Source organism: Pseudoflavonifractor phocaeensis (assembly GCF_016901735.1).
Classification (GTDB): Bacteria; Bacillota; Clostridia; order Oscillospirales; family Oscillospiraceae; genus Pseudoflavonifractor_A.
Window position 1 is genome coordinate 1 of the sequence record NZ_JACLZC010000023.1, and the last position, 23,201, is coordinate 23,201.

The window sequence follows — 23,201 nt, forward strand, 5'->3', positions numbered from 1 at the left end:
GAGCCGTTGCTGGGATCGGCGGGACGCTCCACCGCCTGGCCCTCTTCCACTTCCACGGGCGCGATCTCGCTGCCGCCGTTGGTGTTGAAGGTCACGGTGTAGACGGGCGCCACAGGGGCTTCCACCTCAAAGGTGATGGTATAGGTCTCGGTCTTAGCGCCGTCCTCGGAGGTGACGATCACCTGGACCTGACCCGCCATGGGAACGACGGTAACGGCGGCGTTGTCGGTGACAACGGCCTCCACCACGGGCTGCTCCTGGCCCTCGGCCAGGGTCACGTTCAGAGCGTTGTTCTCGTCGAACTGATCCAGAACGTTTTCACCGTCCAGGGTGATGGACTCCACGGTAAAGTCGCTGTTGGACTCATAGGTCAGACCATAGACCTCCAGCTCGTCCACACCGACCCACTGCTCGGTCTGCGGGGTCATGACCACCCGGATAGCGGGGGTCTTGACGGTCTCAAAGGTCACGTCCAGCATCTGGGCGTAATCCTCGGAGGCGGGGATCTCGTCCTGGGAAATCACGGTTACGGTCTCCCAGTAGGCGTCGCTGCCCATGTTGGGCCAGTTGCGGCCGTTGTTGACCTGGGAAGCGTTGTAATCCAGCTCGTCCACGGTGCCGGTGAAGTACTGCACCTCATAGGCCGCAGGCAGACGGACGGCATGTTCAGACTGCACTTCGGGGTTATCGCTGGCCACCTCGTCGATGAAGCCGATGGAGATCTGATTCACCATCTGCACACCGTCCAGAACGATGCCCACCCAGGGGGCCTCGTGATACTTGCCGCTCTCCCAGTCGCTCCACACCTTCTTGGCGCTGGAGATGTCGAAGGTCTTGCTGCCGTCGTTGATGTTGACGGCGCTGTCGCTGTTGGGCGAATAGAAGGACACAGCCAGAGGCAGGGTGCTGTCGCCGGCCAGGGCGATGTTGTCCGTCGCGGTGGCCTCGGCCACGCGGACGGAGGCGGTGGTCTCCATGGTCTTGCCGCCGTCCAGGGTCACGATGCCGCGGACCTGGACAATGGCGCCCACTTCACCGAAGTCCTCCTCGGTCAGGGACTCCCAGGTCACGGGATAGGTCTCGCTGCTGCCGTCGTTGAAGTACACGGTCACTTCCTCGGGCAGCTCGGCCAGGGTCTCAGGGGCGGTGATGGCGGAGAGCTGCTGCACAGCCACGGGGCCGATGACGGTCACGGTGGCGGTGGGCTTGAGGGTCTGACCCTCCACGGTACCCTCCACGGTGAAAGTGCCGGCCTGGGCATACTGGGCGGGATCGATGGCATCCCACACCACGTCATACGCCTGGTCAGGGCCGATGTTGACCTGAGCGGTCACGGTGGCGGGCAGCTCGGGGGCCACATCCACATGGGTGGTCACATCCACGGGGGTATAGCTCTGGGCCACCAGCTCCACGGAATGGATGGTAAACTCGGTGCTGACGGTGCCGGAGTAGTTGACGATGCCGCGGACTGTCAGGGTAGCGGTGCCGGGGTTGACGTTGTCGGCGTACTCCACCACATAGTCGATGCCATAGCGCAGGACGGTATCGCCCAGGGTCACGCTGGCGGGCAGGGGCTTAATCTCAGCGCCGGTGTAATCAAAGCCGGTGGCGTCCATGGTGATGACGGCGTCGGAAAGGTCGGTCTTTTCCTCGGCCAGACGGACGCGCAGCTCGGCGCAGGACATGAAGCGGTTGGGCACATCGCCGGAGCTGCCGCGGGTCTGGACGCCGTAGAGCTTGACATACTTGGCTTCCACAGGCTCGTCAAAGAGGGCGATCTTCCAGTTGCTGTCATGGGCCCAGGTACCTTCGGAGACCACGGTCCATTCCTCGCCGTCCATGCTCACTTCCACCCGGTACTCGGTGACGATACCGTTGGCCACGGAGGGACGGGGCTGGTAACGCAGGGCGTCCAGCACGGCGGACTCCTCCAGCTCCAGCATGATCCAGCGCTTGTCGGGCTGATTCTCCAGCTGCTCGCTCCAGTTGCTGTGCCAGAAGGTAGAGCGGTTGTTGTCCAGCGCCAGACCAACGGGACCTTCGCTGCCGGACTGAGGAATCTGCTCGCTGGCGGCGGTGGCGGTGGTCTTGGTGTAGTCATAGTCGCGGCTGCCGTCAGCGGGATCGCCGGCGGAAGGCGCGCTGCCCAGCAGAATGGTATACTCGCCGCGGGTGGAGTGATCCTCGGACTCGGTGAGGATGCGTACCACGTCATCATAGGCGGGCAGGACGGTGTAGGAGGCGTTGTCGCCGCTCTCCACGGTCAGGCTGTCCACAAAGAGGGCCTCGGTGGAGTAGCTGCGGTTATTGAGGGAGGTGGAATCCACCGCCACACCGTTGACGGTGATGCCGGTCAGCGCGTCGGATGCGCTGATGGGGAAGCTGCGCTCGGCCAGGTTCAGTTCCACCTCCGTGATGCCCACGCAGTAAGCGGTGGCGGTGGAGGAGGGATAGGTCTCGCTGGGATTGCCGCTCTTGTTGGTCAGGTTGATGCGGATCTCCAGGGCGGAGACAGGATCAAACTGATAGGTCACACGGTAGAGATGCGCGCCATTGGAGCTGCCCAGGTCCTCCTGAGTGGCTTCCACTTCCAGAGGAGACCACATGGCGCCCTCACCGCCGGTGGGGGTCCACTCCAGGGACACCGCCTCAGGCAGCGCGGTGGCCCAGGAATCGGTGAAGTAATAGATCACGATCTGGGTCAGATCCTGCACGGTGGCATAGGTGAACTGGATGTAGGACTCCTTGTTGCCGGCGGCAGCCTGCGCGAAGTCGTAGTTGGTCCACACATTGGGGTTGGGCTGGGTCACGCCGTCCACGGCGCCGGGGCCGGCGGCATAGTTGACGGAGCCGTCGATGATGGCTTCCAGAGAATCGCTCTGGAGATCCTCGGGGATGCTCTGGGTCAGCTGGTTGACGCTCTTGGCCACGTTGGCGCCGGCGTTGATCTCGCCCTCGGCCACGCGGATGGAGGCGGTCACGGCGATCTCATCGCCGAACACAGAGCTGGTGCCCTGAATGGTCTTGGTGCCCTCGGTGGCGGTGAGGTCCGCGGGAATGTTCCACTCCACGGGGAACTCCGCGTTGAGGATGGTGCCGTCGGCCAGGACGGCGGGACGGGAAGCGGGCAGGTTCACGGTTCCGCCCACCTGAACGGCGGCGGAGTAGTTGAGCAGAGCCGCCACGCTGTCCAGCATGGTGACGTTGACGGTCACGGTGGTGGTGGTGCCTTCCACGGTGCCGGTCACGGCGAAGGAGCCCACCTTGTCGATGAGAGAAGCGTCATAGGACTTCCACACCACGTTCTTGGTCTCGGTGGTGCCGTCCCGGTAGGTGACCACCACGGTGGCGGGCAGTTCGGGGGTGCTGCCCAGCTTCACATAGTGGTTGCGGGAAATCTGGTAACTGACGATGCTGTTGTCCACCTCGCCGGAATCAGCGGGGGCCTTGGTGCTGACCGTTACGGAGCCGGCGGTGAGGCCGTCGGCCTTGGCGGTCACGGTGAAGGAGCCCTCGTCCTCGGTGGACTGGACCACCGCCACCAGCTGGCCGGCGCCGGCGTTGCGGGTCAGGCTCTGGTAAGGCGTCTGGTCCACCTGGCGGCCGTTGTCCACGCCGATGATCTCGCCGTCGCCCTCGATGGAGAGGGTGATGGACACGTCGTCGGTGTTGACCAGGTTGCCGGCGGCATCTTCCACGTCGATGGTGATGTAGCTCAGGTCGTCGCCGTCGGCGGTGATGATGTCACGGTCGGCGGAGAGGGAGAGCTTGCTGGGCTCGCCGGTGGTCTTGACCACGCTGCGGCCTTCGGTGTCAGCGATGGGAGTAATGCCGTCGGCCTCAAAGGCCTTGACTTCCAGAGTGCCGGCCTGATAGGGCACCCAGAAGGTGGCGTACAGGCTCTGATGGCCGCTCTTCTGAGAGAAGGTACCAGTGCCGGAAGTCCAGGTGCGGTAGGTGTAGTAACCGCCAGAGGTTGTCTGCTCGGTGGAGGTAGCAGTACCTACTTCCTCGCCGTTCAGATAGAGCTTGATGACGGGTGCGTCGGAGTAAACCACCACTTCCACATCATGGTTGGAACCGAAGACCACGTCTTCCTCGTTCCAGGTGGGCAGCATATGCAGGGTGGTCACATCCTCGTTCCACTGGCTCTGATAGAACCAATAGGTATCCTTGGGCAGACCGTTGGTGTCGATGATGCCGAAGTAAGAGGACTTGGGGGCGGGCCAGGTGCCGCCGGAGGCGCCGCTTCCGGTGCCGTTCCAGGGCGTGGGCTCGCCGATGTAGTCAAAGCCGGTCCAGACGAACTCGCCCATGGAGTTGTCCCGGTCCAGGGTGCGCTTCCAGGCGTCGCTGGCCACGGCGCCCCAGCCCACGGCGCTCTTATCATAAGAGGTGAGCAGGCGGTCGCCGTTTTGGTCGGACTGAGAGCCCTTGCGGTCATAGACGCCGCGGCTATTGACGGCGGACGCGGTCTCGGAGTAGTAGACCAGCAGGCCGCGCTTGACCCAGGTGTCAAAACGGCCGGTGTTGGCGTAGTTGACGCCCGAAATGCCGCCGAACTCGTCCAGGACAGCGGCTACCTGATAAGCAACGCTCTCGTTGTTGGTGTTCTGGCCGAACGTGGGAGGACGGGTATCGTCCACCTCGGTGAGCCAGGTGCACAGCTCGCGGGCGATACCGGGATACTCGGAGGCCCGGTCATTGGCGGTGCCCTCGAAGATCTCGTTGCCCAGGGAGTACATGATGACGGCGGGGGCATTCTTGTCCTGGTTGGCCATGGCCTTGATGTCGAACTCGGCCCAGGTCATGTCAGGCTCGCCGCCCACGATGGCGTTGTCTTCGCCGATCTCCACTTCAAACCAGACAGAGTAGTCATTGACGTTGCCGTTCTTCTCCATGACCCACATGTCGAAGGCCTCGTCAATGAGCATCATGCCCTTCTCGTTGGCGATCTCGATGAGCTCGGGGGCGGCGGGGTTATGGGTGACGCGGATGGCGTTACAGCCCATTTCCTTCAGAATCTCCACCTGGCGCTCGATGGCGCGGTACCAGGCCTCGGAGCCCAGGGGGCCCTGGTCATGGTGCATACAAACGCCCTTGAGCTTGACGGGCTCGCCGTTGAGGGCAAAGCCGTACTCATTGTTAAAGGTGGTCCAGCGGAAACCGAACTCGGTTTCGTAGGTATCCACCACGGCGCCGTCCACCAGAACCTCGGTCACCAGGGTGTAGAGGTTGGGGTCGTCGGTGGACCACAGGGCGGGATTTTCCACCTTGGCGGTCATTTCCACGTCCACCGTCTCACCGGCGGGGACCTGGGTGGCCTCGGCGCTGGTGATGCTGGTCACGGCATCCTCCGCGCCCTGCTGATAGACGGTCTGACGCAGGGTGACAGAGGCGGCGGTCTCGGTGTCGTTCTGCACGGTGGTGACGATATCCATGGTACCGTCGGCGCCGTTGCTCTCCTCCAGGTTGGGGGTGGTCACATAGGTGCCGTACCGGGCCACATGGACCGGATCGGTGACGGTCAGATGGACCGTGCGGTAGATGCCGCTGCCGGAATACCAGCGGCTGGAGGGCGTCTCATGCTCCACCTTCACGGCGATGACGTTTTCGCCCTCAAAGTTGAGCAGCTCGTTGGGCAGCTCAAAGGAGAAAGCGGTGTAGCCGTAGGGATGGAAGCCCAGTTCCTCACCGTTGAGATAAACGGTGGCGTTCATGTACACGCCGCCGAAATCCACGGTGATGCTCTTCCCCTCCCAGTCGGGGGAAAGGGAGAAGGTCTTGCGGTACCAGCCGGTACCGCCGGGCAGGTAGCCGCTCTCGGCCTCGTTGCTGGCGGAGTAGTCCTGCTCGATGCTGTAATCGTGGGGCAGATCCACGTCCTGCCAGGTGGAGTCGTTATAATCGGTGGCGGCGCTGCCGCTGCCCAGGTTGAAGCGCCAGTGGTCATTGAAATCCACCGTACGGCTGGTGCCGCTGTACGAGTTGACGTATACCGTCTCCTCGGCAGAGGACGTCTGGGTACTGGTGGATCTGGCCTGTCCGGCGGCGGAAGCGCCTACCGTCACGAGATTGAGACTCATGACCGTTGCCAACAGTCCAGAGAGCAGTTGTTTGGATCGTAACATTCTCATGCCTCCCTTTTGGCGTACCGCGTTTGACGGTACAGATTGTGCCTGCGTGGACAGCGTCTGGCTGTCTAGCGGCCTGGCCGTGTCCTTGACTGGCGTGCTTCACCTCCTTGCCGGTCCTCTCCATCCGGTCCGGCTTTTGTTTCGATTCGCCAAAAAAGTCCAGAGAATTGCAGGCACTTTATGGCGATTGTACGATCATCTCTTAGTCTAAATGACTTTTCTCCCAAAATCAAGATGCTCTTTCGTAAAATTTACCACTAAATTATTGGTTAGTTTACCTAAAGTGTATTTCTGCTATTGACACATTGTTTTTGTACTTTCTACACAACATTCCCTATAGTTCCACCGTTTTCCTTCTCTTATTTCAACTATTTTTCCGCTTACTCCAAAATAACATTTTTTCCCTGAATCTAAAACTCATTTTCAGGCCAAAAAAAGCCCTCCCGCCGCCTTGTCTGAGACAAGACGGCGGGAGGGCTGGCGTTCAGCTGCAAAAGCGGTGGCTTCCAATGACCTTGATGAGCGGACGGCTCCAGATCCACGCGCTGGTGGCGGTATCGGGGTTGAAGTAATAGATGGCGCCGCCGCTGGGATCGGCGCCGTTGAGGGCGTCCTGCGCGGCGCGGACGGCGGAATCGGCCACGGGCTGGTCAATCTGTCCGTCCACCATGCAGGTGAAGGCGCCCGGCTGGTAGACCACGCCGGCGATGGTGTTGGGAAAGGCGGGGTGCTCCACACGATTGAGGATCACCGCCCCCACCGCCACCTGTCCGCTGTACGGCTCTCCTCTGGCCTCGGCCGAAATGACCCGGGCCAGCAGCGCCACCGTGGCGTCCTGACCGGAGGACGCCGCGCTGCCCGAGGTGGACATTCCCAGCGCTTTCAAGGTCTGCGTCCCCACGATTCCGTCGGCCGTCAGCCCGTTTTTCCGCTGAAAATATTTTACCGCCTCTGTGGTGGCGCTGCCGAAGATCCCATCCACCGCCCCGTCGTAGTAGCCCCAATTTTTCAGCTTGGTCTGAATGGTGCGTACCGCCGCGCCGGTGGAGCCCTGCCGGTACGTCGCGGCCTGGGCGTTCTGGCAAAGGGTAATAATCAGCACATTCACCAGAAACAAAACCACCAGGGAGCGCAGCAGCTTTTTTCTCTCCTGACCCATGAAAGGCCTCCTTATTGCGCCGTGATGCTCCTAGTCTACGGCGAACAGGATTCCCTTATGCGCCGCCTCTGCCGGGGAATTTCCGGTTAAGCCGTATGTTTTTTCCTCAAATCGTCCATACTGGAAGGGAGAAAGGATGGTGAAGGTCATTATGGTAAAGGGTGTTTCCCGCCGTGTCATCGTGGTCAAGGAGCCGGACCCCCGTTTTTTTGAGGAGGCCATTTTTGTCGTCAAGGAGGATGCCTTTTCCCGGGACGGCGTCAGCGCGGAGCAGATCCTCCAGGAGGCCCGGCAGGTGGCCCGGGGTTACATCCGGCGCAGCACACCCACGGGACAGCTCTTGTCCAAAATTCCGCCGCCGGTCTACCTGGCGCTGGGCGGGCTGCTGGCCACCGCGGTGTGGTGTACGGCGCTGTTTTGCCTGTAAACCTGCTGCGCTTAAAAAAACGCGGTGAGCTTCCGGTTTGGAAACTCACCGCGTTCTTATGTTGCAAAACAATCAGTCGGTAACGAAGGGCAGCAGCGCGATCTGACGGGCGCGCTTGATGGCCTCGGTCAGCTGACGCTGATGCATGGCGCAGGTGCCGGTGGTCCGGCGGGGCAGGATCTTGGAACGCTCAGACAGGAACCGGCGCAGCTTGGCCGCGTCCTTGTAGTCGATGTGCTCCACCTTGTCCACGCAGAAGGTACAGACCTTGCGGCGCTTACGGCCGCGGGGACGCTCTCTATCCATAGCCATGGTACGAAATCTCCTTTCACGATGCTTCCGCGGCGCAAAGGAAGGCTCCGCGGAGCGGAAACGGCGTAAAACGCCCAGCCGGACCAAAGCCCGGCACAAATTTCAAATACGCGCTGCCGTCAGAAGGGCAGCTCTCCGTCGTCGTCGGACAGGTCGGCGAACTGGTCGCCGCCGGAGGGGACGGAATAGGCGGGGGCAGCTGGCGCGGCCTGGGGCGCGGGCGCGGCGTAACCGCCATAGGGGGGCGGCGCGTAACCGCCGGCCTCGGCGTCTCGCTTGGAGTCGCCAAAGTAGACGTTTTCCGCCACCACTTCAGCGGCAACCCGCTTGTTGCCGTCCCGATCGGTCCAGTCACGCATCTGGAGCCGGCCCTCCACCACGGCCATACGGCCCTTGGTGAAGTAGCGGGAGACAAACTCGGCGGTGCTCCGCCAAGCGACCACATCGATCCAGTCGGTGGCTTTTTCTCCCGTGGTCTTGTCCTTAAAGTCCCGGTCTACGGCCAGACGGAAGGACGCCACAGGGGTACCGCTCTGGGTATGACGGAGCTCCGGGTCCCGGGCCAGACGGCCCATGAGGATAATCCGATTGAGCATTGACGTCTCTCCTCTCTTACTCGTCCTTGCAGACGATGAGGGAACGCATCACGCCGTCGGTGATCCGGAAGATACGGTCCAGCTCCTGGGGGAAGCTGGGCACGGAAGTGAAGGTCATGAGCACGTAGTAGCCCTCGGTCAGATCGTTGATGGGATAGGCCAGATGGCGCTTGCCCCACTCGTCAACCTCGGCCAGCGTGCCGTTGGACTCCACCAGAGTCTTGAACTTCTCGACCAGCGCGGCGGTGGCCTCCTCGCCCAGGTTGGGGTCCAGGATGTAAACCGCCTCGTAGTTCGCATTCAGCTTAGCCATTTTTGTTGCACCTCCTTATGGACGTATGGCCCCCGCTCTTGGTCGGGGGCAAGGATCGCCCGTTCTTTGAACAGACTATATTATTATATCCAAATCCCGCGATTTGTCAAGCACTTTTTCTCAAATCAGAGCTGTTTGGCCTTTTCCTTAATAAATCTGCGCAGCCAGGCGCCGGTGGCCGGATGCTCCAGGGCAAAGTCGATGGTGGCCTCCAGGAAGCCGTTCAGGTTGCCGGTATCATAGCGCTGGGCCTCGAAGTCCACACCCACCATCTTCTCCTTGCGGCAAAGCTCTTTAAGGCCGTCGGTGAGCTGGATCTCTCCGCCGTAACCCGGCGTCAGATTCTCCAGGATGTCAAAGATGGCGGGGGTAAGTACATAGCGGCCCAAAATGGCGTAGTTGGACAAAACCTCCTCGGGACGTGGCTTCTCGTTCATATCAAATATGGAATAGACCCGTCCGTCCAGGTGCTCCAGCTTCACCGAGGAGTATTTGCAAATGGCCTCGGTACTCACCTTCTGGATGCCCACGGCGGAGCAGCCGTATTTCTCCGTGGCCTCCACCAACTGGGCGGTCACCGGCTTTTTGGCCCGCATGATGTCGTCGCCCAGCAGCACGGCGAAGGGCTCGTCCCCCACAAAGCGCTTGGCGCGCCAGATGGCATGGCCCAAGCCCTTGGTCTGCTTCTGGCGGACATAGAAGATATTGGCCAGATCGGCGGCCCGGCGGACCTCTATGAGCTCCTTTTCCTTCCCCGCCTGAAGCAGACGGGTCTCCAGCTCGGGGTAGTAGTCAAAGTAATCGTCCATGGCCGACTTGGCCCGGTTGGTGACGATAAGGATATCCTCGATACCGGCGGCCACGGCCTCCTCGATGATATACTGGATCACCGGCTTGTCCACCATGGGGAGCATTTCTTTGGGCACAGTCTTGGTGGCGGGCAGCATACGGGTACCCAGACCGGCGGCGGGAATGACGGCTTTGCGTACTTTCACGGAAAATACCTCCTTACTGTATGTCAAGTCGAATGGTTTGCAGCTTTTTCCATAGTGTACCACGAACCGCCCCAAATTACCAGCAAAAAACCGCCGTCTCCCCTCCACACGGGAAACGGCGGTACAGCTATCAGCGGTTCAGGCGTTGCCGGTCTGGGCCATACGGGGCATCATACGGCGCAGGTAGGGCACCCGGGGCAGGGCGTAGAGCAGGATGGAGCCCAGGATGTAGCAGGCCAGCAGCTCGCCCACGGCCACGCTCACGCCGTTGAAGGCGAACATGGTCCAGAAGCCCTCGCCGAAGCCCACCTCATACCAAGCGATCATGGCGCCCACAATGACGCCGTTGCAGATCACCGGCGGCAGGGGGGCCAGATAGCGGTTGGGCATTTTGGAGGTCCAGAAAGCGGCCAGCAGGGTGGCCAGGGACCCCAATACGATGTCCAGCGGACCCACGGTGCTCAAAAGATTGGTCAGCAGGCAGCCCACGAAGAGGCCGGGGATGGTACTGGGAAAGAGAAAGGGTAGCACGCACAGGGCCTCGGCAAAGCGGCACTGCACGGGGCCGTAGGTCAGGCCGAAGATGTTGCCGAAGTAGCTCAGCACAAAGTACATGGCGGCCACCATGGCGGATAGGACCAGCTGTCGGACATCGAATTTCTTCATATTGGATTGTTCCTCCCATTTTTTGTTTAGAGAACGGATCGGGCCTTGACAGCAAAGCCCGCCGAACGAACGCGGTCTGCACCGCGCTTGGACTGGATGTGGAAAACCAGTCGGGAGGAATTATAGCACAGGGACCGTCCCCTGTAAAGAGACAATCAGCCCAGCAGGAAGAGCTTTACCCCTCCTTCCCCTTCTGCCTCCCCGTCTACAATGGTAATCTCCGTTTTGGAATCATCCTCTAAAATGATACGGCCCAAATTCGCTTCTCCCATGGCGGGGCGCAGCAGGTCCCCCTGTCCCGCGCCCCAGCCCTCCGGCACCGGGAGGGAGAAGCCCGGGTCGGGCAGGTGGGAAAAGGCCGCCGCGCTCACCGAAAGCACCCCCGCAGCCAGCGCCAGCACCAGCGCCGTTTTGACCGTCTGTCCTCTCTTCATGGAAATACCTCCTTGCTCCGTTTTTCAGGTTAGACGAAGCAAGGAGGTATTTTGTTCCCGGTTTCTTATCGGTGGTACAGCTTATTGGTCTCATACTGGGGCTCGCTGGTCAGGTGGAGGCCCAGCTTGGCGCAGTTGCCGCTGTCCACCTGAGAGAGGATGACGGTGGAATGGGCCTCGCAGCGCCGCAGGGCGGAGAGCTGGTCCAGAGCCTTGGCGGCGGCGGGATCGGTGGCGGCGGAGATGGCTAGGGCAATGAGTGTCTCGTCGCTGTGGAGCCGGGGGTTGGCCGAGCCCAGATGGTTGATTTTCAGGGCCTGGATGGGCTCAATGGCCTTGGGGGAAATCACATGGACGCTGTGGTCGATGCCGGCCAGCTCCTTGAGGGCGTTGAGCAGAGCGGCGGAGCAGGCCCCCAACAGCTCGCTGGTCTTGCCGGTGACCACCTTGCCGTCGGGCAGCTCGATGGCAAAGGCGGGGCTGCCGGTCTCCTCGGCCACCTGGGCGGAGGCGGCGATCACCGGGCGCTGGGACGCGTCCGCCTTGGCCTGCTGCATGAGGAGCTCCAGCTTGTAGACCACGCTGTCGTCCGCCTTGCCCTGGCGGCGGTCGCACAGGCCGCTGTAATACCGGCGTATAATCTCCTGCCGGGCGGCGTCCCGGACGGCTTCGTCGTCCACGATGCAGTTGCCCGCCATATTCACCCCCATATCGGTGGGGGACTTGTAGGGGCACTCCCCCATGATCTTCTCGAACATGGCCGAGAGCACCGGGAACACCTCCACGTCCCGGTTGTAGTTCACCGTGGTCTCGCCGTAGGCCTGGAGGTGGAAGGGGTCGATCATGTTCACGTCGTTGAGGTCGGCGGTGGCGGCCTCATAGGCCAGGTTCACCGGATGATTGAGGGGCAGGTTCCAGATGGGGAAGGTCTCGAACTTGGCGTAGCCCGCCTTCTCCCCCCGCTTGTACTCATGGTAGAGCTGGGAGAGGCACACCGCCATTTTACCGCTGCCGGGACCGGGGGCGGTGACCACCACCAGGGGCCGGCTGGTCTCCACATAGTCGTTTTTGCCATAGCCCTCGTCGCTGACGATGAGGGGAATATTGTTGGGGTAGCCGCTGATGGGATAGTGGCGGTAGACCTTGACGCCCAGGGTCTCCAGGCGGCGCTGGAAGGCGTCGGCGGCTGGCTGGCCGGCGTACTGGGTCACCACCACGCTGCCCACATAGAGCCCCTGCCCCCGGAAGGCGTCGATGAGACGGAGTACGTCCACGTCGTAGGTGATGCCCAGATCGCCCCGGACCTTGTTCTTCTCGATGTCGGAGGCGCAGATGGCCACTACGATCTCGGCGCTGTCCCGCAGCTGGCCCAGCATCCGGATCTTGCTGTCGGGGGCAAAGCCGGGCAGCACCCGGGAGGCGTGGTAGTCGTCAAAGAGCTTGCCGCCGAATTCCAGGTAGAGCTTGCCGCCAAACTGGGCGATGCGCTTTTGGATGTGGGCGGACTGCATCTCCAGATATTTATGGTTATCAAATCCGATTCGGTTCATGGTCAAACCGCTCCCCTCTCTCTGTGAATGATTTCAACTCAGCTTCGTATTATATCACAGCCGCGCGCCGGATGTACAGGGGTGGTTGGAGGTCCCGCCGGGGATTCCACTTTATTATTTACAAAATTAGGGTCATAGTATACAATTTTCCTGAAATCATGGTTCAGGAGAAGAACCATAAAAATGGCGTGCCTGGCCCTTTTCCGCCGCGGCACGCCATATTTTTATCCTTCGTTTCCTTCCACGTGGCTCCTGACCCGCTGGATGATCATATCCAGCGCCACCAGATTGTGCCCGCCCTCCAGCACGACGATGTCGGCATACCGCTTGGACGGCTCCACGAACTGCTCGTGCATGGGTTTTACGGTAGTGAGGTACTGCTTGACCACCGAGTCCAGCGACCGGCCCCGCTCCTTTACGTCCCGCATGATGCGCCGCAGAATGCGCACGTCGGCGTCGGTGTCCACAAAGATCTTGATGTCCATCAGATCCCGCAGGGCCTGATTTTCAAAAATGAGGATGCCCTCCACCACCACCACCTTGGTGGGCTTTACCGCCACGGTGACCTCCGAGCGGTCATGGATGGTATAGTCGTAGGTGGGGGACTGGATGGTCTCCCCCCGGCACAGGGCCTGGAGGTCCGCCACCAGCCGGGCAGTGTCAAAGGCGTCCGGATGGTCGTAGTTGAGCTTTTTCCGGTCCTCAAAGGGCATATCACTGTGACTTTTATAGTAGTTGTCGTGATAGAGGACGCTGACGTCCTCCCCAAACTTCTCCTTGAGCCGCACCGTGAGGGTGGTCTTTCCCGAACCGGTGCCGCCCGCGATGCCGATGACCATGGTCTCCATGCCGGACGCCTCCTTTTTCATTGTGCTGCGCTTGCTTTTGAGTATAACACGCCGCTCTTTACGGCGCAAGGGTGGGCTGTTCCGCCGGAACGCCCGCCTTGGCGATCTGACGGCGGAGCCAGTTGCCCCGCAGGTAGTAGACCAGGAAGAGGGCCGACGTGATCCCCCAGGTGATGGGATAGCTGAGGAGCAGGGTATTGAGGGTATTGTTCCGGGGCAAAACGGTAAAGATCCAGATCACCCGCAGCACGCACACCCCGCCGCAGGTGAGGAGCATGGGCTTGACCGAGTCGCCGGTGCCCCGGATGCCGCCGGCCATGATCTCCACCGGCACAAAAAGGAAGTAGAAGGGGGTCATGCGCCACAGCATCCGGGTGCCGATGGCCAGCACTCCGTCGTCGCTGGAGAAGAGGCGCAGAAGGGGGTCCGGCGCCAGACAAAAGAGGGTGCTGACCAGGGCGGCGGTACCCAGCGCCATGGCGGAACAGACCCACACGCTCTTTTTGACCCGTCCGTATGCCCGGGCCCCGAAGTTTTGGCCCACAAAGGTGGTGATAGCCACCCCAAAGGCCGCCGAAATGAGCCAGTAAAAGGCGTCCAGCTTGCCGAAGGCAGTCCAGGCCGCCACGGTATCGGTGCCGAAGGAATTGATGCAGGCCTGGATCAGGATATTGGACAGGGTGTACATATCGGACTGTAACCCGGCGGGCAGACCGATGCGCACCACGCTTTTGAGAATGTCTCCATGAAACCGGAGCTCCTGCCACCGGACACAGAAGATGGAGTCCGGCTTGCAGAGGGCCGCCATCACCAGCACGGCGCTCACCACCTGAGAGAGGACCGTGGCCAGCGCCACTCCCAGCACCTCCAGGCCCAGCACCACCACAAAGAGCAGATCCAGCACGATATTGGTCAGACAGGCCGCAATGAGAAAATAGAGGGGCCGCCGGTTGTCGCCCACCGCTCTCAAAATGCTGGAGCCGATGTTATAGAGGAAGGAGGCCACCGACCCCAAAAAGTACACCTGGAGATAGGTTTTCGCATAGCCGATCACGTCGCTGGTGGTGCCCATGAGGGTGAGGACCGGTCCGGAGAGCAGCACCCCCAGCACCATGACGCCCAGTCCGGCGGCAATGGCCAGGGCGATGGAGGTGTGGACGGTGCGGCGCATCTCCTGGTGGCAGCGGGCCCCGTAGTACTGGGCCACGATAACGGTGGCCCCCGACGAGAGGCCCACAAAGAGATTGACCAGAAAGTTGATGAGCACCGATGTGGCCCCGCCCACCGCCGCCAGGGCCTCCTTTCCCACAAAGTTGCCCACGATGATGGCGTCTACCGTGTTATAGAGCTGCTGAAAGAAGGTTCCAAGCAAAATAGGAAAGAAAAATCGAAGCAAATGCCGCCAAATTGGTCCTTCCGTAGTATTGATACGCATTTCTATTCCTCCATTCCGCCTCATGCGGGCGAAAAAAAGCCCTCCCCGCAAAACAGGAAGGCGCGCCGCTGTCCCATCGGCTCCGTGGATAGCATAGCCGAAAATTTCTTCTAAGTCAATGCTCAGCGTTGACAGTGGCCCGGTTGGAGCTTACAATAAATGTCGATTTACTGCTTTAGTGTATCAAGGAGGAACAACTTTATGGAATTGCCCCTGCTGCGCTGCGCCCTCCACGGGGTGTCGGCCTATAAACACCTAATGGACCAGCCGGTCCCGTCCCTGGCCCTCTCTCTCCTGGACCATCTGTCCGCCGGACAGGGAGAGGAGGCCCTGGAGGACTACACCCGTCTCTTCCACACCCTCCACCGGGAGGGCTGCCCCAATCTGGGCGCCTGGCTCCATGACGCCCTCCGGGATCAGGAGTCCCCTTACGCCCATATGGTGGAACACGGCCACACTGACCCGGTCCTGAAGGACGCAGCCCGGCGGGACATCGACATACTCAGCGCCCTGGCCGGTCTGGACTGTGACGCGGTTCTCGGGCGGATGGAGGAGATCCTGCCCACCCAGTGGAAGCCGGTGGTGGAATCTCTGCCCCGCTGGGACTGTGCCGTGCCCTTTACCTTCGCCTCCCTCACCGGTTTTTATGCCGCCCACGGCGCCGGTATGTTCGCCCGCAACCGGGCGTTTTTGTGGGAGAGCGGCCAGCTCTGGCCGGTGGAACAGCCCGACAGCCTCAAGCCCGACGAGATGCTGGGCTATGAGCGCCAGCGGGACCAGGTGGTGGCCAATACCCGCGCCCTGCTGGAGGGGCGGCACGTCAATAACGTCCTGCTCTACGGCGACAGCGGCACCGGCAAGTCCGCCACGGTAAAAGCCCTCCTCTCTCTCCCCGGCTTTGACGATCTGCGTCTCATCGAGGTGCAGAAGGAGGAGCTGGCCGACCTGCCCGACCTGATCCGCATCCTGGCCGGCCGGCGGCGCAAGTTCATCCTCTTTGTGGACGACCTGGCCTTTGACCAGGATGACCGGACCTATTCCGTCCTGAAAACCATCCTGGAGGGCGGTCTGGAGCGCCGTCCCGCCAACGTGGCCATCTATGCCACCTCCAATCGCCGCCACCTGGTCCGCCAGACCTTCAGTGACCGGGCCGGCGACGAGGTGGACGCCTCCGAGACCATCCAGGAAAAAACCTCCCTCTCCGACCGCTTCGGCCTGCGCATCCCCTATCTGGCCCTGAACAAGGCGGAGTTCCTGGACATGGTGGAGCGTATGGCGGCCCAGCACGGGGTCTCCATGGATCGGGACACCCTCCGGGCCGACGCCGTCAAGTGGGAAGCCCGCCACCCCGGCCGTACTCCCCGTACCGCTCTCCAGTTCATCGCCAGCCTGCCCCTGTGAGGATTCCACAAAAGCCAAAGAAATTTTACAGAGATCCGGGAACTTTTTACCAGCCCTCTCGTCTAACTCAGTGAATGACCGGCGGACAAGCCCGCTCCGCCGAAAGGAGGATGAACATGAAAAAGTTCTTTGCCCTGCTGCTCAGCGCGGCGCTGGCCCTTTCTCTGGTTGTGCCCTCCCTGGCCGCCGGGGAGAGCGGTGCAGACAGCCGCCTGACCCAGATCACCCAGGCGGTGAAAACCACCCTTTCTCTGGACACCTCCGGCTACGACACCTTTTACGGAAACCTGTCGGAGGACGCCATCGCCCCACAGTGGGACCTGAACTGGTCCAACGCCGCCGGGGACCGCCTGTCCATCTCCGCCGATCCGGACGGCCGGGTTTTGTGGCTCTCCCGCTCGGACAACGTCCCCGGCTCCACCTCCCCTTCTCTGCCCAAAATCGGCCGGGAGGAGGCCGAGGCTTCCGCCAAAGCCTTTTTGGACCGCGTGCTGGACGGTTCTGTGGAGTCCGCCCGCTTCGACCCGGAGGGCTACTCCGCCCCCACCTATTCCAGCCGCTACCGCTTTTCCGGCACGATCCTCCTCAACGGCCTGCCCTCCCCCCTCTCCTTCTCCGTGTCGATAGATATGGACAGCGGAGCGGTGGTCCAGTTCAACCGTGACGTGCTCAACGGTCTCTATGTCGGCGGCGTTCCCTCCGAAACCGCCGCCGTCACGGCGGACGACGCCGGCGCTAAGCTGAAGGACCTCTTCTCCCTCCGGCTGGAGTATGTGCTGGATACCGACAGCAAGGAGGCGGTGCTCCGCTATCTGCCCGACGCCATCGACGAGTATTATGTAGACGCCCAGACCGGCGAAGTGGTCAACCTGACCCAGCTGCTCCAGTCCTTTTATGAAAAGGGCATGAACGGCGCCACGGCGGGGGGCGACGCCGACGCGCCCGAATCCGCTCCCAGCGACAGCCTGACCGAAGCCGAGCAGGCGGGCTCCGCCCTGCTGGCCGGTGCGCTGGAGCAGGAGGCGCTGGACCAGAAGGCCCGGGCCGTGGAAGCCCTGGGGCTGGACGCCTACGCGCTCTCCTCCTGCCGCTACACCGTGGACCCCGACTGGGAGGAGGGGGACGACGGCGTACAGGTCATGGCCTCCCTCACCTATAACCGGGAAAAGGACGGCAATCTGTGGCGGCGCTATGTCACCCTGGACGCCAAGACAGGCGAATTGCTGTCGGTACGCAGCACCCTCCCCTGGAGCAAGGACATCGAACGCACCGTCACCGCCGAAAAGTCCCAGGCCCTGGCCGAAGCCTTCCTCTCCGATTTCTGCCCCGACGATTTTGCCCGCACCGCCCTCTATGACCAGACAAACGTCTCGCTCCTCAACGACGGCGAACAGATCCCGAATCAGTACTCCTTCCGCTATGCCCGTCAGGTAAACGGCTACTTCTTTGCCAACGATGGCATTTCGGTCTCTGTGGACACCTCCGACGGCTCCGTCAGCGCCTTCTCCCGCAACTTCCAGGAGGACATCACCTTTGACAGCCCCGACGGCATTGTGGGCGAGGACGCGGCGCTGGCCGCCTATCAGGCCACCTTCGCGCCGGTGCTGGGTTACATCCAGGTGCCCGTGGCGCTGGACCAGGCCGACGCCTCTCTCCGTGAGGTTCTCCAGCAGAGCGGCTATCCCTTCTGTTACCGCCTGACCCTGGGCTACGCCCTGGAGGCGGTGGGCGAGACCGTCCGCGGCATTGACGCCAAAACCGGCCAGCCGGTCTATTACCAGGCCGGACAGGACGGGAAGATCACCTATGACGACCTGGAGGGCCACTGGGTGGCTTCCTCCGCGCAGGTTTTGGCCGAGTACGGCGTGGGCTGGCTGGGCGGCTCCCTCAAGCCGGACAGCGTCATCACCCAGAAGGACATGGTGGTCCTCCTTTACAGCATGGCCTATCGCAGCCCCGAGGACCCGGAGAAGCTCACCGAAAAGCAGCTGGACTCCTACTATGAGACCGCTTATGCCCAGGGCTGGCTCACCCCGGCCCAGCGGCAGGACAACGCCGCCCTCACCCGGATAGATCTGATCCGGATGCTCCTCAACGGCGGCGGTTACGGCTCCGTGGCCGCGCTGGAGGGCATCTACCGCTGTGACTTTACCGACGCGGCTTCCATCCCCGCCGCCGATCTGGGCTACGCTGCCCTGGCCCAGGGCCTCAAGCTGGTCCAGGGCGACACCGCCGGACGCCTCAACCCCGCCCAGACCGCCACCCGCGCCGAAGCCCTCACCATGATCTACAACTTCATGCGCTAACCTTCCTACTTTCTTTCGAGAAAGAAAGTAGGCAAAGAAAGCTTTCATAGAGCGCTCGTTCCACAGTATGTGCAGATTTGGACGGCAAAGAAAGCTTTCATAAAGCGCTCGGTTCGGTTGTCTAAACAGACCTGAAACACGCAAAAAATGGCCCCAGACCAGTAAAAATGGTCTGGGGCCTCCGCTTTCCCTGCGCGGTGTATTCTCGTAGGGGCGACCCTTGTGGTCGCCCGCATGTCCCACATGTTTGGAAGGGGGATAGCGGACGCACAATGTGTGCCCCTATCTCCTCTTCACTCTTCCAGCTTCAGGTCTCCCTCTTTGATCCAGCCGATTCTGCGGAAAAAGAGGCCGAAAGCCCAGCTCAGCACGGCGGGCAGCACCAGACAAATGAGGAGCATCCCCGCCCAGTCCCAGACCGTAATGGCGCTCTTGACGCCGCTTGCCACGTCGGCCACCCAGCCGGCATAGACCCCGATGGGGCCCACCAGGCCGCAGGTGCCCATACCGGAGGCCACGCCGCCGGCGGGATCGTTCATCTGGAGCTGGAAAAGGCAGGTGGCCAGCGGCCCTGTAATGGCCGAAGTGAGGATCACCGGCGTCCAGATGCGGGGATTGCGCACGATGTTGCCCATCTGGAGCATGGAGGTGCCCAGGCCCTGGCTCACTAGTCCGCCCCAGCGGTTTTCCCGAAAGCTCATCACCGCAAAGCCCACCATGTTGGCGCAGCAGCCCGCCACCGCCGCGCCGCCGGCCAGACCCGTCAGACTCAGGGCCGCGCAGATGGCCGCCGACGAGATGGGCAGCGTCAGGGCGATGCCGATGACCACCGACACCACAATGCCCATCAGGAAGGGCTGGAGCTCGGTGGCCCACATGATGATATTCCCCACCGACGACGCGGCGGTCCCCAGAGCGGGCGCCCACCAGGCCGACAGGCCCACGCCCACCAAAATGGTCACCAGCGGCGTGACCAGGATGTCAATTTTGGTCTCCTTGGAGACCGCTTTGCCGAATTCCGCGGCAATGATGGCGATAAAAAGCACCGCCAGCGGACCGCCGGCCCCCTTGCCGCCCTCCAGCGTCACGCTGCCCAGGGCGTTGGCGGCATAGCCCACCGTAGCCAGGGAGAAGAGCACCATGGGCGGACAGTGCAGGGCGTAGCCAATGGCCACGGCCATGGCCGGGCCGCTCATGGCCGAGGCGTAGCCGCCCACCGTGACCAGCGCGTCAATGCCCAGCTGTTTGCCCAGCGTATCCAGTATGGTGCCGATGAGCAGCGAACAGAACAGGCCCTGGGCCATAGCGCCCAACGCTCCGATGCCGTAGCGCTGGGCGGAGATTTCAATGTCCTTCCGTTTCAGGAAGGCGCGCAGTCGATCCAATTCAATCACCTCTTTGGAATACAGAAAAAGCGCCGCTCCGTGTGGGAGAGGCGCTTGTTTCTGTCATTGCTTACACCAGCTGGACGATCGCCATCTCGGCGGCGTCGCCGCGGCGGGGCCCGATGCGGACAACGCGGGTGTAACCGCCGTTGCGCTCGGCGTACTTGGGGCCGATCTCGTCAAACAGCTTCTTGGCCACGTCCTCCTTGGTGAGGAAGGACAGCGCCTGCCGGTAGGCAGCCAAGTTGGACTTCTTGGCCAGGGTAATCATCTTCTCAGCCAGGGGAGCCACTTCCTTGGCGCGGGTGAGGGTGGTCTTGATCTGACCATTCTCCAGCAGGTAGGTGGTCATAGCGCGCAGCATAGCCATGCGCTGGTCAGTGGGACGGCCCAGTTTACGGTTTCCGGACATGACAGTCAACTCCTAACGGTATTTCGCGCGGCGAAATCCAGTGTAAATTCGTCCTGAGACAGACAGCCGTCTGTACTCCGGGAAGCGCCCGGCCCTTGGGACCGGGCATCGCGTCGGCGTATCCGGGAGGGGACGTTACTTGCCCCCGGACTGCTCCCCAAAAACGCGTCCTTTAGTTGACGCTCTCCTCGCTGGCCAGGGACAGACCCATCATGGCCAGCTTGTTGATGACCTCTTCCAGGGACTTGCGGCCCAGGTTGCGCACCTTCATCATCTCGTCCTCGGTCTTGGAGATCAGGTCCTCCACCGTGTTGATGTTGGCCCGCTTGAGGCAGTTGAAGGAACGGACCGACAGGTCCAGCTCCTCGATGGTCAGCTCCAGTACCTTGTCCCGCTGGGTCTCGCTCTTCTCCACCACCGTGGACTTGGAGCCCATGGTCTCGGAGAGATCGGTGAAGAGGACGAAGTGGTCGCACAGGATGCGGGCGCCCAGGCTGACGGCGTCGCGGGCGGTGATGGTACCGTTTGTCCACACCTCCAGCGTCAGTTTGTCGAAGTCGGTGAGGTCGCGCACACGGGTGTTTTCCACGGTGTAGTTGACCTTCCGCACAGGCGTGTAGATGGAATCCACCGGGATGAGACCGATGACGGTCTGAGCCGGCTTGTTCCGGTCGGCGGACACGTAGCCCCGACCGTGGGAGAACGTCAGCTCCATATTCAGGCTGGCGTCCGGCCCCAGAGTGGCGATGTGCAGGTCGGGGTTGAGGATCTCCACCTCACCGTCGGCCTTGATATCGCCGGCCGTCACCTCGCACTCACCGCTGGCCTCAATATAGACGGTCTTGACCCCTTCGCAGTGGAGCTTGGCCACGATGCTCTTGACATTGAGCACGATCTGGGTCACGTCTTCCTTGATGCCGGGGATGGTGGTGAACTCGTGCTGCACGCCGGCGATCTTGATGGACGTGACCGCCGTTCCGGGCAGCGAAGAGAGGAGGATGCGCCGCAGCGAGTTGCCCAGCGTCGTACCGTATCCCCGCTCCAGGGGCTCCACCACGTACTTGCCGTAAGAGCCGTCTCCGGGATTCTCCACACATTCAATGCGCGGCTTCTCGATTTCTACCATGTGTTACCCTCCTTCATGCGGCGGCGGGCCGGGCAGCCCGCCGCCTGGTTTTACAGCTCACCAGTATATCGAGGGTACGCGCCTGATTACTTGGAGTACAGCTCGACGATGAGGTGCTCCTCAATGGGCATATCAACATCCGCACGGACAGGCAGCTTGGTGACGGTGCCCTTCAGGGAGTTCTTCTCGCGCTCCAGCCACTGGGGCAGCAGCACGGTGGGGGCGTCCTCGCCGGTCAGACGCTTAAACTTCACGGAAGCGCGGCTCTTCTCGGCGACCTCGATGACGTCGCCCTCCTTCACCAGGTAAGAGGGGATGTTCACCCGCTTGCCGTTGACGGTGAAGTGGCCGTGGTTCACCAGCTGACGGGCCTCACGGCGGGTCATGGCGAAGCCCAGGCGGTACACCACGTTGTCCAGGCGGCGCTCCACCAGGATCAGCAGGTTCTCGCCGGTCTTACCGGTCATGCGAGTGGCCTTCTCGTAGTACATCCGGAACTGCTTCTCCATGATGCCGTACACGAACTTGACCTTCTGCTTCTCAGAAAGCTGGGTGGCGTACTCGCTCTTCTTGCGGCGCATCTGGCCGCCGGGATTGCGGTTGCTCTCCTTCTTGGCATAGCCCATGGTGGCGGGAGAAATGCCCAGCGCACGGCAGCGCTTGGCGATGGGCTGCATATTCTTAGCCATTTACGTTCCTCCTTCTCTTACACACGACGACGCTTGGGCGGACGGCAGCCGTTGTGGGGGATGGGAGTCACGTCCTTGATGAGGGTGACCTCCAGGCCCACGGCCTGCAGAGCGCGGATGGCAGCCTCACGGCCGGCGCCGGGGCCCTTCACGTACACTTCGACGGTCTTCAGGCCGTGCTCCATGGCGGCCTTGGCGGCGGTCTCGGCGGCGGTCTGGGCGGCGAAGGGGGTGGACTTACGGGAACCGCGGAAGCCCAGGCCGCCGGAGGAGGCCCAGGACAGGGCGTTGCCGCCCATGTCGGTCACGGTAACCATGGTGTTGTTGAAGGAGGAGCGGATATGCACCTGGCCCTTCTCAACGTTCTTACGCTCGCGGCGCTTACGCACCACTTTCTTGCCGGTCTTAGCAGCAGTAGCCATTGCTTATCCCTCCTTACTTCTTCTTGTTGGCGACGGTGCGCTTGGGACCCTTGCGGGTACGGGCGTTGGTCTTGGAGCGCTGGCCACGGACGGGCAGGCCCTTGCGGTGACGGAGGCCGCGGTAGCAGCCGATCTCAGTCAGACGCTTGATGTCCATCGCAACGTCGCGGCGGAGGTCGCCCTCCACGGTATAGTTATGCGCGATGCACTCACGCAGCTTGGCCTCCTCCTCGTCGGTGAGGTCCTTCACGCGGGTGTCGGGGTTGATACCGGTCTCGGCCAGGATCTTATTGGCGCTGGTGCGCCCAATGCCAAAGATATAGGTAAGGCCGATCTCAATGCGCTTATCCTTCGGCAGGTCAATGCCAGCAATACGTGCCATACTGTTTCAGCACCTCCTAATTAACCTTGTCTCTGCTTGTGCTTGGGGTTTTCGCAAATAACCATGACTTTGCCCTTGCGCTTAATGACCTTGCACTTTTCGCACATGGGCTTCACGGACGGTCTCACTTTCATAGTCGTTTACCTCCTGATAGCCTGCGGGCTCTCTTGAGGGCGTGCCGGTTGCACGCCGTCTTTTTCTGAAAT

21 protein-coding genes are annotated in these 23,201 nt (G+C 61.8%); 3 read left to right on the top strand and 18 right to left on the bottom strand.

Features of this window, described 5'->3' with window-relative positions:
• Together H7U37_RS06670 and sleB are read right to left on the bottom strand one after the other, a co-directional pair.
• Positions 1–6,131: Ig-like domain-containing protein (locus tag H7U37_RS06670; protein ID WP_204874607.1), on the bottom strand; the 6,131-nt coding region annotated here is incomplete at its 3' end.
• Positions 6,132–6,621: 490 nt separating this feature from the next.
• Positions 6,622–7,296, bottom strand: a complete 675-nt coding sequence (gene sleB, locus H7U37_RS06675) for a spore cortex-lytic enzyme (protein ID WP_204874610.1) — start codon at positions 7,294–7,296, stop codon at positions 6,622–6,624.
• 136 nt (positions 7,297–7,432) lie between these two features.
• Between sleB and H7U37_RS06680 the strand changes: the two genes are divergently transcribed.
• Positions 7,433–7,723, top strand: coding sequence for a translation initiation factor 2 (locus tag H7U37_RS06680; protein WP_243413639.1), 291 nt, complete (start codon positions 7,433–7,435; stop codon positions 7,721–7,723).
• A gap of 72 nt (positions 7,724–7,795) precedes the next feature.
• Here the strand turns inward: H7U37_RS06680 and rpsR are convergent, their stop codons facing one another.
• From rpsR to H7U37_RS06725, 9 genes are all read right to left on the bottom strand, one after another.
• Complete coding sequence (rpsR, locus tag H7U37_RS06685; RefSeq protein ID WP_087238992.1) at positions 7,796–8,035, bottom strand: 30S ribosomal protein S18; 240 nt, start codon at positions 8,033–8,035, stop codon at positions 7,796–7,798.
• Positions 8,036–8,154: 119 nt separating this feature from the next.
• Positions 8,155–8,631 carry a single-stranded DNA-binding protein gene (locus H7U37_RS06690; protein WP_204874612.1) on the bottom strand — a complete coding sequence of 159 codons (477 nt, stop codon included), beginning with the start codon at positions 8,629–8,631 and terminating at the stop codon, positions 8,155–8,157.
• Between the two features lie 16 nt (positions 8,632–8,647).
• Positions 8,648–8,944 (bottom strand): 30S ribosomal protein S6, encoded by a 297-nt coding sequence (gene rpsF / locus H7U37_RS06695; protein WP_204874614.1) that lies wholly within the window; start codon positions 8,942–8,944, stop codon positions 8,648–8,650.
• 125 nt (positions 8,945–9,069) lie between these two features.
• Complete coding sequence (gene galU / locus H7U37_RS06700) at positions 9,070–9,939, bottom strand: UTP--glucose-1-phosphate uridylyltransferase GalU (RefSeq protein WP_204874616.1); 870 nt, start codon at positions 9,937–9,939, stop codon at positions 9,070–9,072.
• A 138-nt stretch (positions 9,940–10,077) separates the two neighbouring features.
• The gene (locus H7U37_RS06705; protein WP_204874618.1) at positions 10,078–10,605 is read right to left on the bottom strand and encodes a QueT transporter family protein; all 528 of its coding nucleotides are present in this window, start codon (positions 10,603–10,605) and stop codon (positions 10,078–10,080) included.
• Positions 10,606–10,760: 155 nt separating this feature from the next.
• On the bottom strand, positions 10,761–11,039 hold the full coding sequence (locus tag H7U37_RS06710) for a hypothetical protein (RefSeq protein ID WP_204874620.1): 279 nt from the start codon (positions 11,037–11,039) through the stop codon (positions 10,761–10,763).
• Between the two features lie 65 nt (positions 11,040–11,104).
• Positions 11,105–12,589, bottom strand: a complete 1,485-nt coding sequence (locus H7U37_RS06715) for a DUF1846 domain-containing protein (RefSeq protein WP_204874623.1) — start codon at positions 12,587–12,589, stop codon at positions 11,105–11,107.
• 224 nt (positions 12,590–12,813) lie between these two features.
• Positions 12,814–13,437 (bottom strand): uridine kinase, encoded by a 624-nt coding sequence (udk, locus tag H7U37_RS06720; protein WP_204874626.1) that lies wholly within the window; start codon positions 13,435–13,437, stop codon positions 12,814–12,816.
• A 58-nt stretch (positions 13,438–13,495) separates the two neighbouring features.
• Positions 13,496–14,809: an MATE family efflux transporter gene (locus H7U37_RS06725; protein WP_338049797.1), complete on the bottom strand. Its 1,314-nt coding sequence runs from the start codon at positions 14,807–14,809 to the stop codon at positions 13,496–13,498.
• A 264-nt stretch (positions 14,810–15,073) separates the two neighbouring features.
• Between H7U37_RS06725 and H7U37_RS06730 the strand changes: the two genes are divergently transcribed.
• The gene (locus H7U37_RS06730) at positions 15,074–16,273 is read left to right on the top strand and encodes an ATP-binding protein (RefSeq protein WP_204874630.1); all 1,200 of its coding nucleotides are present in this window, start codon (positions 15,074–15,076) and stop codon (positions 16,271–16,273) included.
• A 116-nt stretch (positions 16,274–16,389) separates the two neighbouring features.
• Positions 16,390–18,579: an S-layer homology domain-containing protein gene (locus H7U37_RS06735; protein ID WP_204874632.1), complete on the top strand. Its 2,190-nt coding sequence runs from the start codon at positions 16,390–16,392 to the stop codon at positions 18,577–18,579.
• A gap of 293 nt (positions 18,580–18,872) precedes the next feature.
• Here H7U37_RS06735 and H7U37_RS06740 read toward each other — a convergent pair whose 3' ends face one another.
• From H7U37_RS06740 to rpmJ, 7 genes are all read right to left on the bottom strand, one after another.
• Positions 18,873–19,964 carry a PTS sugar transporter subunit IIC gene (locus H7U37_RS06740; RefSeq protein ID WP_204874634.1) on the bottom strand — a complete coding sequence of 364 codons (1,092 nt, stop codon included), beginning with the start codon at positions 19,962–19,964 and terminating at the stop codon, positions 18,873–18,875.
• A 70-nt stretch (positions 19,965–20,034) separates the two neighbouring features.
• On the bottom strand, positions 20,035–20,376 hold the full coding sequence (gene rplQ, locus H7U37_RS06745; RefSeq protein WP_204874636.1) for a 50S ribosomal protein L17: 342 nt from the start codon (positions 20,374–20,376) through the stop codon (positions 20,035–20,037).
• Between the two features lie 172 nt (positions 20,377–20,548).
• Positions 20,549–21,502, bottom strand: a complete 954-nt coding sequence (locus H7U37_RS06750; RefSeq protein WP_204874638.1) for a DNA-directed RNA polymerase subunit alpha — start codon at positions 21,500–21,502, stop codon at positions 20,549–20,551.
• A gap of 86 nt (positions 21,503–21,588) precedes the next feature.
• Positions 21,589–22,191 (bottom strand): 30S ribosomal protein S4, encoded by a 603-nt coding sequence (gene rpsD / locus H7U37_RS06755; protein WP_204874645.1) that lies wholly within the window; start codon positions 22,189–22,191, stop codon positions 21,589–21,591.
• 17 nt (positions 22,192–22,208) lie between these two features.
• The gene (gene rpsK, locus H7U37_RS06760) at positions 22,209–22,613 is read right to left on the bottom strand and encodes a 30S ribosomal protein S11 (protein ID WP_204874647.1); all 405 of its coding nucleotides are present in this window, start codon (positions 22,611–22,613) and stop codon (positions 22,209–22,211) included.
• Positions 22,614–22,626: 13 nt separating this feature from the next.
• On the bottom strand, positions 22,627–22,995 hold the full coding sequence (rpsM, locus tag H7U37_RS06765; protein WP_101691682.1) for a 30S ribosomal protein S13: 369 nt from the start codon (positions 22,993–22,995) through the stop codon (positions 22,627–22,629).
• Positions 22,996–23,015: 20 nt separating this feature from the next.
• Complete coding sequence (gene rpmJ, locus H7U37_RS06770; RefSeq protein WP_008982609.1) at positions 23,016–23,129, bottom strand: 50S ribosomal protein L36; 114 nt, start codon at positions 23,127–23,129, stop codon at positions 23,016–23,018.
• Between the last annotated feature and the right edge of the window lie 72 nt (positions 23,130–23,201).